Genomic DNA, 16,332 nt, shown 5'->3' with positions numbered 1-16,332 from the left:
TTATGAAGCTGTACGCCTTTCTTGAAGAGACTGACTAGCCTCCCTATCTGCTGCTGTCACTACCCGTCCCCTTAGAGAGTATGGCAAGGCTTCTGTAATTAACACATCAACAAATTGCCCTTTTAGCCGAGTATGGCCAGCAAAGTTTACAACGCGATTATTCTCTGTACGCCCGGTCATTTGTAAAGAATTCTTCTTTGACTCACCTTCCACCAAAAGCCGTTGAACAGTGCCAACCATGCTTTTCGAAATATCTGCCGTTTGCTGGGTAATAATATTCTGTAGTCGCTCAAGACGTTGCTTTTTAACATCCATATCAATATCATCTGGCATTTCTGCCGCTGGCGTTCCTGGACGAGCACTAAAAATAAAGCTAAATGAAAAGTCGAAGCCTATTTTTTCGATTAGCTGTATGGTGTCTTCAAACTCCTCACCGGTTTCTTGTGGAAAACCAACAATGAAGTCTGATGAAAAGCTCATATTCGGACGAATCTTTTTAAGACGTTGAAGTTTTTCAATATATAAATCTATTTCATGCCCGCGTTTCATTCGTGCCAACACGCTATTGCTGCCGCTTTGCACTGGCAAATGAAGGTGATCAACTAACTCTGGAATATCCTCATACGCTTGAATTAAACTTTCTGAAAACTCCTTTGGGTGTGATGTGGTATATCGGATACGATCAATACCATCAATTGCTGCAACGTAATGCAGCAGTAACGCAAAATCAGCGATATCTCCATCGCTCATTTCTCCGCGATAGGCGTTAACATTTTGCCCCAATAAATTAACTTCTCTAACCCCTTGCGACGCTAAACTCGATACTTCTGCAATCACATCATCTAAAGGTCTACTGACTTCCTCGCCGCGTGTATAGGGAACAACGCAAAAGGTACAATATTTACTGCACCCTTCCATAACTGATACGAAAGCTTTCGGCCCTTCTGCACGAGGTTCTGGCAAATTATCAAACTTTTCAATTTCCGGAAAAGAAATGTCCATTACCAGTTTCTTTTTTGTTTGCGCCTCTTTCAACATCGCTGGTAAACGGTGCAAGGTCTGTGGACCAAACACTACATCAACATAGGGTGCTCTTCGCCGTATAATTTTGCCCTCTTGACTGGCAACACAACCACCTACGCCTATTAATAAGTCGGGGTTCTTTTCTTTCAATGGGCGCCAGCGCCCTAATTGATGAAAAACACGCTCTTGTGCTTTTTCTCTAATTGAGCAGGTATTAAGCAGCAATACATCTGCTTCTTTTTCATTATCTGTTAACCGTAGGTCATGCGATTGCGCAAGCACATCCGCCATTTTTTCAGAATCATATTCATTCATCTGACAACCATGGGTGCGTATAAAAAGTTTTTTAGTCATATTCGTTAATTTTAACACGCAACGAGAGGCCGTTGCTCAACTTGGTCCACCAGCTTTTCTTACCATCATGCCCTTTGATGGGTTATAACCCCAAACGGCCACTAACAAAAACACAATAAACGCCACTAAGGTATACACAAAAGCAGCTAGGTTAAACTGCCCATACAGCGCAAATCGAAGCAACTCAACCGCTTGTGAAAACGGATTATAACTTGCCAAGGTATGCAATAACTCGCTTGATTCTTTAATTTTCCATAACGGATAAAGCGCCGTAGACATAAAAAACATTGGGAAAATAACAAAATTCATCACCCCTGCAAAGTTTTCTAACTGTTTTATAAAAGACGACAGCAACATTCCTAACGCTCCGAGCATTAAACCCGCTAGGACCAACGCCGGAAATAAAGTCAGATAGCCCAGCCATGGTGCTTGAATGTCATAGAACCACGCAATCAGCAAAAACACATACGCTTGAAGGATCGAAACAAACGTCCCGGCCATTAATTTTCCAGTGAGTAAAAACCAACGTGGCAAAGGGCTAACTAAGAGTGTTTTCATGCTACCCATTTCGCGGTCATAGACCATCGATAAGGAACTTTGCATGCCATTGAAGAGTTGAATCATGCCAATCAAACCAGCAGTAATATACACCTCATACAATATGTACGTTTCATACGGTGGCATAATCGCAATTCCCAAGGTAGAGCGAAAACCCGCTGCAAAAACAAACAACCAAACCAAGGGCCTAACTAACGCCGCAATAAAACGTTCACGTTGAAGCAAAAATCGCCACAACTCTCGTTTTATAATACCTTTCAATGCAATAAAGGCATGCTTAAGCCTCATGATGATATCCCCTGTGTTAAGCGCTTAAACGCACGGGAGATGTCATCTGTAGAGTCCCCACCACATACTTGGCTCACCGGCCCTTGTGCTTTGATTTCCCCTTGATGCAAAACAAGCAACTTATCAGACGGATACACCTCATCGATCAAATGCGTTGCCCAAAGAACCGACAACCCATCATCTTTGCATAACGCATGCACGTGCTCAACAATCCCTTTACGGCTTGACACATCCAAACCAACAGTGGGCTCATCTAATAACAATAAAGATGGCTTATGTAACAGCGCTCTGGCTATTTCCACACGCCGACGATGCCCGCCATTGAGCTGACGAATTTTTTCATCTTTACGCGCCAACATACCCTGCCTTTCTAGTTCTTCACTTACTCGAACGGAAGCCTGTTTACGCGACATACCGTGCAACGAGGCGTGATAATAAAGATTTTGCAGAACACTTAAATCCATATCTAGTGTTGTTTGCTGAAACACCACCCCTAAATTCGCCAAAGCCTGACAAGCTTGCGTCTTAACGTTAAACCCATTAATGCTAATTTCACCGGAACGACTGTCGTACAAATGCGTTATCAACGAAAACAAGGTCGACTTGCCCGCACCATTAGGCCCTAACAAAATAGCGCACTCACCAGCTGCTATTGAAAAATTAATGTCCGATAAGGCTGCTGTATTTCCATACGCATAACTTAGCGTTTTAACAGCTAATGAAAGACTCATTATTTAACCGCAATACCCCAAGGGTAACGACCAACCCGTACAGATTTTGTTACTGTTAAGGTTTCCACATCAATAATCGAAATGTCATTACTGACACCATTAGTTGTATACAACCGCTTTAAGTCTGGCGAAAACGCAAGGTTCCATACCCGTTGGCCAACTAATAAATACTTGATGACCGTCATTGTTTCAATATCCAAAACAGCAACACGGTTCGCAGGACCCAACGCAACAAATAAAAATTTATTATTCGGGTGCGCCAACACACCGACCGGTTGAATAAGCGCCTTATCAACCCCGGCTATTTCAAACTGTACTTTACTGACAATTTGCTTCGTCGACACATTAATACGAGACAAAGAACCTGCTATTTCAGAGCTTACAAACAGCGCTTGACCGTCTACAGAAAACTCTGCTGCCCTAGGACGTGAATCGACCAAGGTATTCTCTTTTATCGTTTGCTCTGTAGGATCAATCCAATGGACCATATTAGTTGTTTCAGATGTATTAACTACCCACTTTCCATCAAGAGACACAGCAATACCTTCAGGTTCCACGCCAACCGGGATCTCAGCAATTACGTTCTTTGTTTGCAAATCAATCACTGTGACAATATTGTCATCTTCATTAGATACGTACAACCAAAGGCCATTAGGGTGAATCTTGAACAATTCCGGGTCATCACCTGATGGCAGCTCACCCACCACCTTTAAGCTTGCGGTATCTATAACCTGAATGGTGTCATCGTCACTCGCTGCGACATAGAGTTGTGTTTTATCGTTGTTGAAGGCTACACCACGTGGGCGCTGACCCAACGGCACTGTTTGCAACAACTGCCCTGTTTCACCGTTAACCACAGCCAAGGCGTTGTCTTTTTCTAATGTTATATAAAGTGTATCTGCAAAACTGACTGTCGAAAAAATTATTAAAAACGCGAAGAGGTATTTATTCATTATTATTTTTAGCGTAATTCACATGTTGATTCGAGCTTATCATACCCTAGCGTATCTAAATAAGTCCGCGGGTGTAAAAACTCTTTAAGCGGCAATACCGAGACAATTGAGCGTGGCGTTGCCAATAAAACAGGCTGACGTAACTGTTGATTCCAACGCCTAAATGTAAGCTTTACACCTTTAAAACCGGCCAAACTAAAACGATCACTGAGGATATATTTTTTTACTTCAGCTGGCTCCACTTTATTGGCTCGTGTCACCGCCTCACCTACCGTACGAACGGCTAACCATGACGAGTAATCAACATCATTCATCCAGCGGCCAGCTTGCTTATAAAACCTATTTTGCATTTGAACTGCGCCCCATCGCTCGTGGGTTCTATGCCAAGCACTTGGCACTAAACCCTGCGTGCCAATAATAGGTCGAGGTAACCAAGTATTCATCGTTAAGTATTCACCAAATAAGCCTTTTACATCCGCTACCGCTAAAACATCATACTCAGCGCCCTGAGTAAATACAGGGATTTCTGCTTGCGCTGTGCGACGAGCATCATGATCAAAATTCCACGTTTTTTCTTTTACGATTTTTATCCCAAAACGTTTTGCAGCACGCTTAATAGCATTAGCAAAGCGTTGGTCTTCTTCATCGTTCCCCTTAACCAAAAACCAATTTTGCCAGCGTTTTTTCAGCATCCATTGAGCAAGTGCATCTGCTTTCATAGCATCACTTGGAATAATATGAAAGATGTTTGCACTACAACTGTTATTCCTTAGCCTGTCATCTGTCGATGAAACATTGAAGAGCAATATATTCTTCGGCTTGGCCAAGGCAGAGATTTTTTCCAGTGTTGATGCTTGAACATCGACGAGGATATAGCGATAACCTCCTTCTACCAATAGATTGAAGGCGCTAATTACATCAGCATGAAGAGGCACCTCAATGTGCTTCAAGTCATAATGATGTCCTGTAAATTGCCCTGTGGTATTATTATCCTTGATGCCTAAGGTGGCTCCTTGAATACCTTCATCCGTTAGTATTGGGTCAAGGTTTGATAAGGCCGGCGGCACTGCTCTTTTTTCCGTAAGCAAGGCCAAACTCACCTTAACATCATTTGCTAGCACATGATTGGAGCCCATCACCATTAAGCAAGTTAAGAAAAAAACCACGCGCTTGTTTAATACCATATTATTCATTTTTTAACCGGCTCTTTAGCAATGGACACTGCCCTTTCAAGCGCTTCATGCGCCATCTGTGTGCAGCTTGACTTGTTTTTGATTTTATTTTGATTAAAACAGCACGTCTAGTGAAATTAAAGTCTAGAATGTGAGGCAAAAAAAAGCGACTCATAAAGAGTCGCCAAGAGGAGGAGAACATTATTACATTGGGCAGCGATCTGAGAGCAGAGCTGCAGTAACAATGTGATATGAATATTATATTGCTTTGCAGCATACGTCAAGACTTATTCTAAAATTTACACATAAAAAGTTAGCCCGCTTTAAATAAAAGGAAAATAATGATTAATACATCTAAATATAATCGAGGTAGCAATGAACATTGAATCCTCGGCAGAAAACCCAGCTTTAGATGTTATTGAGCGCCACCCTAACAAAGCGACTCGCAAACCCATCTTATTTATTCATGGTGCGAACATGTCTGCATGGTGTTGGGACGAATACTTTATGCCTTTTTTTGCAGACCTGGGGCATCCAACCTATGCCATCAATCTACGCGGCCACGGGAAAAGCGGCGGAAGCGCCATGCTCGCTTCAAATAGCATTGCCGATTATGTTAATGACATTCAACGAGTTATCGATGAAATTGGCGAACCCCCAATTCTGATTGGTCACTCCTTAGGTGGGCTGATTATTCAAAAATATATAGAAAAGGAAACCGTTCCTGCCTGCATACTGATGGCTAGTGTTCCTGTTGACGGTCTTATTCCATCAATTATTGATTTGGCCTTGAACCCAACTTTTTATATGCAAATGAACCTTGGCGAACTTATCGGCACGTGGTTTTCACCGGTTGATCTAACGCGTAAATCTATATTTGCTGGCCACGTTAATGACGATGTTGTAATCCGTTATTGTGCTGAAATGCAACAAGGCTCTCCAAAAGCTTTGCTTGATACCTTATGGCTTGGTCTGCCTACGTACAAAAACCCTTTCGAGATCCCGATGTTGGCGCTCAGTGCTGATGAGGATACTTTCTTTAGGCCCGCACACATCAGAAAAACAGCAAAGGCATACAAGGCAGACTTCATTAATATGAAAAAAATGGGGCATACCATGATGATTGACGCTCACTGGCGTGAAAGTGCTGAAACCATTCAGCATTGGCTAGAAAAAAACCTTTAGCCGCTCATTAACGACATATACCTTAATAAAAAGGGCTGAATACACAGCCCTTTTTACGATCACTTAAAGCACCACAGCGATTTAAGATATCATCGCTTTGCTTTTCTCAACAATTAAGTGAAGTTTCTTCAAAATGACTGATAATTGCTCAATTTCCATTTCACTTTCAGCTTGAATTAATGACACCAAGTGCAAATAACGATCAATATCAGCGCGTTGAGTAGAGCACCACTCAGTGAGCCTTTTTTCCGTAGTATCGCCTTTATCAAATGATTTAAGTATAGCCGTTAACAAGGCACGATTTTCAGCATGCAATTCATCTCGTAAAGCCGACCGAGCCAAGGATTGCCAGTAATTTTTCCGCGGTAAATAACTAATACATCCATGCAACCAACTGAGTTTAAGTTCGTTACTAACCACCGAATACACAGACAGAACATCCTCTATACCTCGATCAACAATACTGTTCACCGCAATAATATCTAAAGCAACAAACTCCAACTCTAGACAGGCAATCTTGTTAGCTAATACCTCATCCACGCCGCCTTCTTGGTAGTAAGCAGCTCGCTGCTCAACATGCTCTTTTTCAACGTCTGAAGCATGCGTTATCATCTTTTCCCCTATTAGGGAAACATTCTTAGCAAACTCATCAGTCACGTCGGTAACTGAAACGACTTGCGAACGGTTTCTCTGCAACCAATACATCGTACGTTCAACCAGCTTTCGTACATTCATCAACATATCGATCTGCACTTTGGGCGATACTTTATTATCTAGCGCCTCAATCTCGCTCCATATCACTTCTATATTAAAAATCTCGCAAGCAATCTTATAATTTTTAATAACCTCATCAATACAGGCACCCGCTTCATCTTTCATTCTAAAGGCAAATGATGGCCCTAGCCGGTTTACCATACTGTTAACTACCTGATTAACAATGATATCGTCTCGTAAGCGATGCTCCTCAATAGCGCTTACAAATTTATCCCGTAAGTTTGATGGGAAGTATGCCAATAACTCTCGTTTAAAATTTTCATCTTGTATAACTGAAGCGCCCTTCATTAAGTCCTTTAAAAGTAACTTGCTATAGGCAAAAATCACCGCCAACTCTGGGCGATGCAAGCCCTCGCCTTTAGCCTTCCGCTCTTCTATTTCTTCTTGGCTTGGTAAGAACTCAACTGTACGGTCTAACCGACCCTCTTGACCAAGTTGGTTGATCAAACGCCCATGCACTTCCAGCATGTCTGAGGATTGGCTTTCAACCATCGTAATGGCTTGTGTTTGCAGGTAATTATTTCTTAGTACCAACGTACTGACCTCATCGGTCATCTTGGCAAGAAGAGCATTGCGCTGCTTAATGGTCATATCGCCTTGCTCAACCAATTTATTAAGTAAGATTTTAATATTCACTTCGTGGTCTGAGCAATCCACACCTGCAGCATTATCAATAGCATCGGTATTAATGCGCCCTTTAGCCGCGTATTCAATCCGGCCTAATTGGGTAAACCCTAAATTTCCGCCTTCACCCACCACTTTGCAAGCAAGCTCTCGACCGTTAACCCTTAGTGCATCATTGGCCCGATCTCCTACATCAGCATCCGTCTCGATGCTAGATTTTACATACGTTCCTATACCACCGTTCCACAACAAATCTACCGGCGCTTTTAGCATCGCTCGAATAAGATTATTAGGCGTTAACACCTTATCGCTAACGCCTAATAACTTCTGTATTGGTGGCGTGAGGGCAATAGATTTATCTGCCCTTGAAAAAACACCTCCACCCTTCGAAATCAACGCCTTGTCATAGTCACTCCATGATGAACGTGGCAATTTAAATAACCGCTTACGCTCTTCAAATGAAGCACTGATATCGGGGTCTGGGTCTAAAAAAATGTGCATATGATTAAATGCACCGATAAGCCTAATCTTTTCAGATAACAACATTCCGTTACCAAACACATCTCCGGCCATATCGCCAATTCCGATCACGCTAAAAGGAGTTGTTTGAGTATCGACGCCTATCTCTCTAAAGTGTCGCTTTACCGACTCCCAAGCCCCTTTGGCGGTAATGCCCATTTTTTTATGGTCATACCCGACAGAACCTCCTGATGCAAATGCATCACCCAGCCAAAAGTCACGCTCAATAGCTATATTATTCGCAATATCAGAAAATGTTGCTGTCCCTTTATCTGCCGCCACCACTAGATAAGGATCATCATCGTCATACCGCACCACATCATGTGGCGGTATCACTTTTTCACCTTTCAAATTATCAGTGATATCTAACAAGGCACCAATAAAAATACTGTAACAAGCAACCACTTCTTCCATCATCTCGTCACGCGTTAAGCCGTCTAGAGAACGCTTAACGATAAAGCCACCTTTAGCGCCGGTTGGCACGATCACCGCATTTTTTGACATCTGCGCTTTCATCAAGCCTAAAATTTCTGTTCTAAAGTCCTCTTTTCGATCTGACCAACGCAAGCCACCACGCGCAACTGAGCCCCCTCTTAAATGTACCCCTTCAACACGAGGCGAATAAACAAATATTTCAAATTTTGGTCGCGGAGACGGCAACTCGGTCAGCGCTTCTGGGTTTAGCTTAAACGAGAGATACGGCACACCCGTACTATCGACAGTGCATTGGTAATAATTTGTCCGTAATGTTGACTGAATTAAATTCAAATACCGCCGTAGAATTCGATCTTCATCTAGCGACACGACCGTCTCAATTTCAGCAAGAATCTCTGCTTCCTGCTGCCCAATTTTTGTTTTTTTAGCTTTAATAGATGGGTCAAATCTAAGCTCAAATAAGCGCACTAAATGCCCCGCAATAATTGGGTTACTTTGCAAAGTTTGCTGAACATATGCCTGGCTAAAGGTTATTCCTGCTTGCCGCAAATACATATAATAGGCACGCAGTAACATAATCTGTTTCCAATCAAGGTTTGCCTTAATGACAAGCTGATTAAATCCATCGTTCTCAATATTTCCAGTCCAAACCTTTTCAAAAACCAATTGAAAGTTTTCTTTTATACTTTCTATGTCAGGCAGTTCTGTGTTGTACACCAAACCAAAATCATGCACCCAGTAACTCGACTGTGATGATAGATCAGTCACTTCAAACGGTCGCTCATCAAACACCGTAACACCCATGTTTTCTAGTACCGGTAACGTTTGCGATAAAGGAGCTGGCACCCCCTTATTAATTAACTTAAATTGTAAACCCTCGCCGTGCGACTCTAATGGTTGATACAAAGACATTTGAATTTGTTGGTCGGCACTGACTTTTAAACGTTCGGCTTTTTCAATATCGGCCACAGCAAACCTAGCTGGATAGTTATCTTTATACGCCGAAGTAAAACCATCACCATAACGATTCCAAAGCTCTGTGCCTTTCGTTTCCCCATGTCGATGAACTAAAGAAGATAATAAATCGTCCTTCCAATCTCTGAGCGCTTCAATGATTTCACTTTCCACTTCAGATACATCAAACTCACCCACCCAATCAGTATTGGTATGCACCATAAAATGAATCCGTGCAAAAATAGACTCGCTAAACTGGACATTAAAATCTACGCTATCGGTTTGCAGTTTAGCGCAAATGATCTGCTCCATTTTTTTCCTAGCCATCGTGTTGTAGCGATCTCTAGGCACGTAAACAAGCATTGATACGAAGCGCCCATACGCATCAATTCTTGCAAACACCCGAGTCCGTTGACGTTCTTTTAATTTTAGAACCCCCAGCGCTAAACTCAGTAATTGCTCATCATTTGAATGAAATAACTCATCTCGAGGCAAATCTTCTAGCACATTCATTAACGATTTGCCGCTGTGGCTATTTTCCTTGAAGTTTGATTTAGCAAAAACTTTGCTGATTTTTTTGCGTATTAAGGGGATTTCTCTCACCCTGACAAGGTAAGCCGCTGATGTGTATAGCCCTAAAAATCGATACTCGCCAATCACCTCACCGTGTTTATTGAATTTTTTTACCCCAACATAATCCATATACGCAGGACGATGAATAATAGATTTTGTGGTTGCCTTAGTCACAATTAACGGGCATGGCTCACTCATAAAGTCGCATGCCTTATCCGTTATAGGAATAACATCAGCTTGTGGGATAGCCGCTAGCTTATCTCTTAATATACCTTTACCGGAACCTTCTACAATTTTAAAACCATCCGATTCATTACCTTTAACCAACTCATATTCCCGACAGCCAAGAAATAAAAAATTATCGTCTTTAAGCCAGCTTAAAAAGGCTAACGATTCGTCAATATCTTCATTATTATCTTTTGGCGAAAACTCTTTTAGCATCTCGGCAGACTGCTGAAGTGAATTAATACTAGCTTTCCAGTCTTCATTAACCGCCGTATTGTAGGTGATCACTTTTTGAACTTGATCTGCCAACAGCTCAAGCCCGCCTCCCTTTGAAGCCTGGCGATCAACTTCTAATCGAATCATTGACTCACTGACTGTGCGCTCTTTACTTTGCCCAGGCTTAAGAAGGCCATTTTCATCACGCACGACTTCAATAATGGGGTGAACAACCAAGTGACAAGTTAAGCCGCTTTGATTTAAATTCATTGTTAACGAATTCAATAAAAACGGTCTATCCATGGTGACTATTTCTATAATGCTATAAGGGGATTGCCAGCCATGAGTTTCAAAGTCAGGGTTATAGACATTGACTTTAGACTCTTCACCTTGCCTAGACTGCGCTAAATTCCAATGCGCAATCGCCGCTCCATACAGGTCATCCAGCTCTCTTTCTGCTAAATCCTCCCAAGCCACGTCACGATAATATTCGTTAATAAAGCTCCGAATAATAGGCTCTTCTTTTTTATCAAAACGGTGATTGATAATTTTTTCTAGCTGAGAAAAAATTTGTTCTTTTTCTTTTAACTCTGTCACCATTAACAGCCTCTCTATTGATCGATAAAATTAAGTATAGGAGATTTTCTTTAAGATGTGCTTATTTTGCTGGCTACTGGGTAATAGATAAGCTTATCGCCCCCTACAACCGTTGCTGCTGTATGAAGTTTTCTAATTGTTGCTGCCCCTGTTGTTCAAGCCGTATGAACTTAAGGTTAAAACAAAATAAATCCTGTGCTAAGCGGTAACTATTTTGTATGCTGCACGTGGCTTTAAGCGAGTTATCTTCCATCTCAAATTCAACACCCAAGTGCAGTGGTTTTGCTGGATTTAATTGATAGCCTTTCGGCATAATCATTTGCGCGGTCATTTGGTCACAGCAGATGCCTAACCCACCTACAGAAATATTTTCCCCTCTCACTATCAACGTTATACGCTCGGCTGTTTCCAACTTCACCTCTTGTTGATAGTCAACTCTTACATATTGTCGTTCATAAACTCGCACTATAGATCCACCTTACTCTAAGTAAGTCGCAATTAAATAGTTTCTAAGGTTTTCGTGTACAACAGTTTTAGCTCTGTACCTGCCCAACCAACAACAATACAGATCACCTTACCGCTAATGTTAATAACCTTATTGTGTTTTTCTTCATACCCTCAGCCATCTATTGTACAGGCCTGCAAATAAAGACAAAACACCTTAACAACACGGCTAATTGCTGCGACTAAGCGATAAAATAATGCTTTCCCTTGCTCCGTTAGCATCCCAACGTTAACATTGAATTTTTAAACTAAAGACTCTCTATATAAAGTGAAAAAAAGCTGTCTACTTATCACTCTTCTATCGCTGATTTTTAGCGCCATAAGTTATGCTCAAGACCCCTTACGCCTAGCAACGACAACAAGCACTGAGAATTCAGGTCTTTTGGCACAATTACTACCCGCCTTTACTCAGCAAACGGGCATCCAAGTTGATGTAATTGCCGTAGGAACCGGCAAAGCACTTCAAATGGCCCGCAAAGGCGATGCCGACGTTGTGATGGTTCATGCAAGACAAGCCGAAAATATTTTTATTGCCGAAGGTTTTGGCGTTAATCGACGTGATGTGATGGAAAATGACTTCGTCATTGTCGGCCCTGTTACCGACCCTGCTCATATTAAAAACCAGAAAAACACACTGAATGCACTCAAGCAAATTGCCGCTAAGCAAGTGTCTTTTATTTCTCGTGGAGATAATTCTGGAACGCATAATAAAGAACGCTCCATATGGGGCCAAGCTAATTTGAAGCCCCGTGGCCCTTGGTATAAGGAAGCAGGACAAGGCATGGGAAAAGTATTGTTAATGGCTGATGAATTGGGCGCTTATACCTTAACTGACCGAGGCACTTGGCTGGCCTATAAAGACAAACTGTCACTCACTATTTTAAATCAAGGCAGTGTTTTACTAAAAAACCCTTATGGCATTATTGCGGTAAATCCTGCTTTGCATAAAGACATTCAATACTTAAAAGCCATGTCACTTATAGCTTGGGTAACCTCGCCAGCAGGACAACGCCTTATCGATACCTTTCAAAAAAACGAGCAACGTCTTTTTTACCCAACCGCCATTAAAGACGTCATGACCAGTGAATGATTTAAGCCAAGCTTGCATAAATGCCTTTCAGTTGTTACTGAGCGGTCATGATGATATTTGGGAAATTATCTCGCTCTCATTTGGCGTATCTATGTCGGCTATTTTGATTGCCACGCCCTTTGCGATGCTGATTGCCTTTATATTGGCTTTTTTCGAATTTCCCTTGCGTAGAGTGCTCATTTCTTTATTTAATACCTTTATGTCTGTCCCCGCCGTCATTGTTGGCTTAACACTTTATTTAATTTTATCGCGTAGCGGCCCATTAGGAGATTTGAGGCTTTTATTCACCAGCCAAGCAATGGTTATCGGCCAAGTTATGCTGAGCTTTCCATTATTAGTCGCAATGGCTCATGCCTCTTTTCAAGCTGCAGACCGGCGCGCTTGGGAAACGGCTATCACCTTAGGCGCAAAGCCTTGGAGGGCTTTTTTCACACTAATATACGAAGTACGTTTTGGCTTAATTGCTGCTGTTGTTGCCGGCTTTGGTCGCGTGGTTGCTGAAATTGGTTGTTCTATGATGGTTGGCGGTAATATTCTTCACTCCACACGTAACATTCCTACCGCTATCGCCTTAGAAACCAGCAAAGGCGAGTTCGCTCAAGGCATTGCACTTGGCATGGTTTTACTGTTACTGTCCTTAAGCTTGAATGCAGGCATTTCGATCTTTCAAGGTAAAGGGGAATTAAAAGCATGAGCACATTAGTTAGTTATAAAAACCTCGCCATTACCTTGTCTGGAAAACTGGTTTTAAATATCAAGCATCTCGATATACCCGCCCACCAATGCACACTCTTAACTGGTCAAAATGGATCGGGAAAAACCACGTTATTAAAAATAATGAGTGGTTTATTAAAGCCTGATTCAGCCAGCATTAACTACCAAGGTTTAACGCTCAACTGGAAGCAAGCCAAAGCTTACATCCAAAAAGACATCATCTATTTACATCAACAACCGTATTTATTTGATGCCAGCGTTACTGACAATATTGCTTATGGACTGTATCGATCAGGCGAACGCAAAAGCAATGTGCATAAAAAAGTCACGCAAGCATTAGATTGGGCAGATTTATCGCATCTTGCCCACCGCCCAGCCAAACAATTATCTGGCGGTGAAAAACAACGTGTTGCGTTGACTCGCGCACGTATTTTATCGCCGCGCTTATTGCTGCTAGACGAACCAACCGCAAGCATGGACAGTACTGCAAAACAACAAACAGCCAAGCTATTACAGCGACTCAAAGATGAAGGGGTTACCATTATGATCAGCAGCCACGAAGCACATACTGTTGAACATATTGCCGATCACCATATTCATATTGAGCATGGTAATGCCCTAATACGTCCACCTAATTCAAATAACGTGACAATGATAAACACCGCAAAAAAAACTTCATAATATGAATAGAGTAGATGTACAAAGTAGTTGTAGCGACGACGATGAAGCAGACACCTTAAGCGTCGATGCCGCCTTGCTGAAAATGTTAAACGCTGTTGCAGAAAAAAGCGGCAGTGAACATATTCCATTAACTTCGGCTGTTGACCGAATACTCGCAGCCCCCTTTCTTTCGCCAATCAACGTTCCTTCACACCGCAATGCAGCCGTTGATGGCTATGCAATAATACATACTGATTTACCCAGCAGCGGGGAAATCAAAACATTAAACATTGTTGGTCGTATTGTTGCTGGGCACCCTTATAAAGGTCGCTTAAAGCAAGGCGAGTGCCTACAAATAATGACTGGCGCACAAATGCCTGACGCTGCCGATACCGTTATTATGCAAGAACATGTAGAAATACATGACAACACCATTCATATTGATGCACGGCATAAAAACGGACAAAATGTTCGCCAAGCAGGCGAAGATATCCAACAAAATCATACTGTTTTGGAAGCAGGCATTAAATTAACACCGCCACAAATTGGTCTCATTGCCTCTTTAGGTATTTCAGAAGTTCATGTTAAAACACCACTAACCATTGCTGTTTTTTCAACCGGTGATGAACTTCTTAGCCTTGGAGAGCCTCCACGTGAGGGCTGTATTTATGACAGTAACCGCTACAGTATGATTTCTGCATTAAAGAAAATAGGCTGCAAGGTATTAGACATGGGCATCATTGCAGACGACCCCGAACAATTACGCAGCGCTTTTAAACTAGCATCAAACAGTGCCGATGTTATTTTCACCTCTGGCGGCGTGTCTGTTGGAGCCGCCGATTACACCAAACAAATACTCGCAGAAACTGGCTCTATCAATTTTTGGAAAGTCGCTATAAAACCCGGTAGGCCCATTGCCTTTGGCCATATAGACAATACAACGTTTTTTGGCTTACCCGGTAACCCTGTCGCAGTCATGGTCACCTTTTATCAATTTGCCTTACCCTGCCTACAAAAAATGATGGGGCTAACAACACCATTAATTTGCCCAACTATTCAAGCCAAGAGCACACACTCTATTCGAAAAATTGCAGGACGTACTGAGTTCCAGCGTGGATTTTTATCAAAGAACAATGACGGCGAATGGGAAGTCAGCACCACAGGAAAACAAGGCTCTGGTATCTTACGATCAATGAGTGATGCAAATGCCTTTATCATTCTTGAACACGAGCGCCCCTCCATCAATAAAGGCGACTGGGTAATAACCCAGCCATTTTCGGCCCTTTTTTAAGGCTTTATAAGCCCATAAAACATGCTAAGTCTCAATTAAAATCTGGCTTGAGTGAATGACGTTAATTGACCACAACTGGCCTCTCTTTCTAGGCCAACCACGAACCTCAAGTTGTTTACCTTTATAGCTGTCTAACGTTAAAAAATAACGTTTGTTTTCAACGCTAATCCAAATATACACTTCATCAGATAGCCACAACTTTGCACCTTTTTTACCCCTCGTTATTTTTTGGACTTGCCCACTAAAACGCCCCCAGCCCTGAGCTCTATTTTTTGCAATATCCTCAACCGCCTTTTTCTGATAAGCCTGCAGGGACCATAAACCCATTTTCTTTTTCTCGGCCTGTCGTTGCATCGCTTTAAAACGATGGGCATATCGAAGATTAGGTGGATGAATACTCAGGGTCGCTTGACCACTACGAAGCATTTCTAAATTAATGTGTTGGCCATCGTCTAAAAATAGATGCGCCAATATACGACCATAGCGATCTTTTTGTTCGACATCGTATTCAACTAAAACCATTTTGTTTAATACCCATTTTTTCAACGCCTTTTTTGCCGCAACGGCCCCTGCTTCAATAGCCCGTCCCTTGTAACCCATTTCAGGCGTATTAATGCCTAATAAACGAACCGTCAAACCATTTTTAAGCACAACAGTATCACCATCAATAACATTGATTACTTTTAATAACGACCCAGCCTGAACGGTAGAACACGCGACTAGATACAGCAGCAAAAAAGTAACGAATGTAAATTGCCTGATAGAAACAACGCTAAAAGCCCGACTGATAATGTCTTTTTTAATATGATCAATTAACATATTGCACCGCCCATTAGCCTATAATTAGCTCAGCCATAATACCTATGGCTATTAACTTTTTAACAATAAATAA

13 protein-coding genes are annotated in these 16,332 nt (G+C 42.0%); 5 read left to right on the top strand and 8 right to left on the bottom strand.

Annotated elements, in window-relative coordinates:
- The 5 genes from miaB to CYCME_RS03850 all read right to left on the bottom strand — a co-directional run bounded on the left by miaB (position 1) and on the right by CYCME_RS03850 (position 5,100).
- Entirely contained in the window at positions 1–1,338 is a 1,338-nt protein-coding gene (gene miaB, locus CYCME_RS03870) for a tRNA (N6-isopentenyl adenosine(37)-C2)-methylthiotransferase MiaB (RefSeq protein WP_236886362.1), read from the bottom strand.
- A gap of 75 nt (positions 1,339–1,413) precedes the next feature.
- Positions 1,414–2,223: an ABC transporter permease gene (locus CYCME_RS03865; RefSeq protein ID WP_015006477.1), complete on the bottom strand. Its 810-nt coding sequence runs from the start codon at positions 2,221–2,223 to the stop codon at positions 1,414–1,416.
- Positions 2,220–2,954: an ABC transporter ATP-binding protein gene (locus tag CYCME_RS03860; RefSeq protein ID WP_015006478.1), complete on the bottom strand. Its 735-nt coding sequence runs from the start codon at positions 2,952–2,954 to the stop codon at positions 2,220–2,222. The genes CYCME_RS03865 and CYCME_RS03860 overlap by 4 nt, the downstream gene beginning before the upstream one ends.
- Positions 2,954–3,907: a PQQ-dependent catabolism-associated beta-propeller protein gene (locus tag CYCME_RS03855; protein ID WP_020932186.1), complete on the bottom strand. Its 954-nt coding sequence runs from the start codon at positions 3,905–3,907 to the stop codon at positions 2,954–2,956. The genes CYCME_RS03860 and CYCME_RS03855 overlap by 1 nt, the downstream gene beginning before the upstream one ends.
- Positions 3,908–3,915: 8 nt before the next feature.
- Positions 3,916–5,100: an ABC transporter substrate-binding protein gene (locus CYCME_RS03850; RefSeq protein WP_016389931.1), complete on the bottom strand. Its 1,185-nt coding sequence runs from the start codon at positions 5,098–5,100 to the stop codon at positions 3,916–3,918.
- A gap of 354 nt (positions 5,101–5,454) precedes the next feature.
- Between CYCME_RS03850 and CYCME_RS03845 the strand changes: the two genes are divergently transcribed.
- On the top strand, positions 5,455–6,264 hold the full coding sequence (locus CYCME_RS03845; protein ID WP_015006481.1) for an alpha/beta hydrolase: 810 nt from the start codon (positions 5,455–5,457) through the stop codon (positions 6,262–6,264).
- An 81-nt stretch (positions 6,265–6,345) separates the two neighbouring features.
- Here CYCME_RS03845 and CYCME_RS03840 read toward each other — a convergent pair whose 3' ends face one another.
- Positions 6,346–11,184 (bottom strand): NAD-glutamate dehydrogenase, encoded by a 4,839-nt coding sequence (locus CYCME_RS03840; RefSeq protein ID WP_020162514.1) that lies wholly within the window; start codon positions 11,182–11,184, stop codon positions 6,346–6,348.
- Between the two features lie 100 nt (positions 11,185–11,284).
- Positions 11,285–11,647, bottom strand: coding sequence for a PilZ domain-containing protein (locus CYCME_RS03835; RefSeq protein WP_015006483.1), 363 nt, complete (start codon positions 11,645–11,647; stop codon positions 11,285–11,287).
- Between the two features lie 306 nt (positions 11,648–11,953).
- Between CYCME_RS03835 and CYCME_RS03830 the strand changes: the two genes are divergently transcribed.
- Genes CYCME_RS03830 through glp form a run of 4 tightly spaced genes read left to right on the top strand, consistent with a single transcriptional unit; the run spans position 11,954 to position 15,440 of the window.
- Positions 11,954–12,775, top strand: coding sequence for a substrate-binding domain-containing protein (locus CYCME_RS03830; protein WP_015006484.1), 822 nt, complete (start codon positions 11,954–11,956; stop codon positions 12,773–12,775).
- Positions 12,768–13,469: an ABC transporter permease gene (locus tag CYCME_RS03825; protein ID WP_015006485.1), complete on the top strand. Its 702-nt coding sequence runs from the start codon at positions 12,768–12,770 to the stop codon at positions 13,467–13,469. Before CYCME_RS03830 ends, CYCME_RS03825 begins: the two co-directional genes overlap by 8 nt.
- The gene (locus tag CYCME_RS03820; RefSeq protein WP_015006486.1) at positions 13,466–14,170 is read left to right on the top strand and encodes an energy-coupling factor ABC transporter ATP-binding protein; all 705 of its coding nucleotides are present in this window, start codon (positions 13,466–13,468) and stop codon (positions 14,168–14,170) included. Before CYCME_RS03825 ends, CYCME_RS03820 begins: the two co-directional genes overlap by 4 nt.
- A gap of 1 nt (position 14,171) precedes the next feature.
- Positions 14,172–15,440 (top strand): gephyrin-like molybdotransferase Glp, encoded by a 1,269-nt coding sequence (gene glp, locus CYCME_RS03815; RefSeq protein WP_020932184.1) that lies wholly within the window; start codon positions 14,172–14,174, stop codon positions 15,438–15,440.
- Between the two features lie 24 nt (positions 15,441–15,464).
- Here glp and CYCME_RS03810 read toward each other — a convergent pair whose 3' ends face one another.
- Complete coding sequence (locus tag CYCME_RS03810; RefSeq protein ID WP_020932183.1) at positions 15,465–16,259, bottom strand: thermonuclease family protein; 795 nt, start codon at positions 16,257–16,259, stop codon at positions 15,465–15,467.
- Positions 16,260–16,332 lie beyond the last annotated feature (73 nt).

It is taken from the genome of Cycloclasticus zancles 78-ME, assembly GCF_000442595.1.
GTDB classification, from domain to species: Bacteria; Pseudomonadota; Gammaproteobacteria; order Methylococcales; family Cycloclasticaceae; genus Cycloclasticus; species Cycloclasticus pugetii.
The sequence above is the reverse complement of the archived record's forward strand: the minus strand, read 5'-3'. Positions and strand labels throughout refer to the sequence as shown.

Coding starts and splice junctions, on each gene's coding strand:
- miaB (WP_236886362.1), bottom strand. CDS start 1,338: ATGAATGAATATGATTCTGAAAAAATGGCGGATGTGCTTGCGCAATCG.
- CYCME_RS03865 (WP_015006477.1), bottom strand. CDS start 2,223: ATGAGGCTTAAGCATGCCTTTATTGCATTGAAAGGTATTATAAAACGA.
- CYCME_RS03860 (WP_015006478.1), bottom strand. CDS start 2,954: ATGAGTCTTTCATTAGCTGTTAAAACGCTAAGTTATGCGTATGGAAAT.
- CYCME_RS03855 (WP_020932186.1), bottom strand. CDS start 3,907: ATGAATAAATACCTCTTCGCGTTTTTAATAATTTTTTCGACAGTCAGT.
- CYCME_RS03850 (WP_016389931.1), bottom strand. CDS start 5,100: ATGAATAATATGGTATTAAACAAGCGCGTGGTTTTTTTCTTAACTTGC.
- CYCME_RS03845 (WP_015006481.1), top strand. CDS start 5,455: ATGAACATTGAATCCTCGGCAGAAAACCCAGCTTTAGATGTTATTGAG.
- CYCME_RS03840 (WP_020162514.1), bottom strand. CDS start 11,184: ATGGTGACAGAGTTAAAAGAAAAAGAACAAATTTTTTCTCAGCTAGAA.
- CYCME_RS03820 (WP_015006486.1), top strand. CDS start 13,466: ATGAGCACATTAGTTAGTTATAAAAACCTCGCCATTACCTTGTCTGGA.
- glp (WP_020932184.1), top strand. CDS start 14,172: ATGAATAGAGTAGATGTACAAAGTAGTTGTAGCGACGACGATGAAGCA.
- CYCME_RS03810 (WP_020932183.1), bottom strand. CDS start 16,259: ATGTTAATTGATCATATTAAAAAAGACATTATCAGTCGGGCTTTTAGC.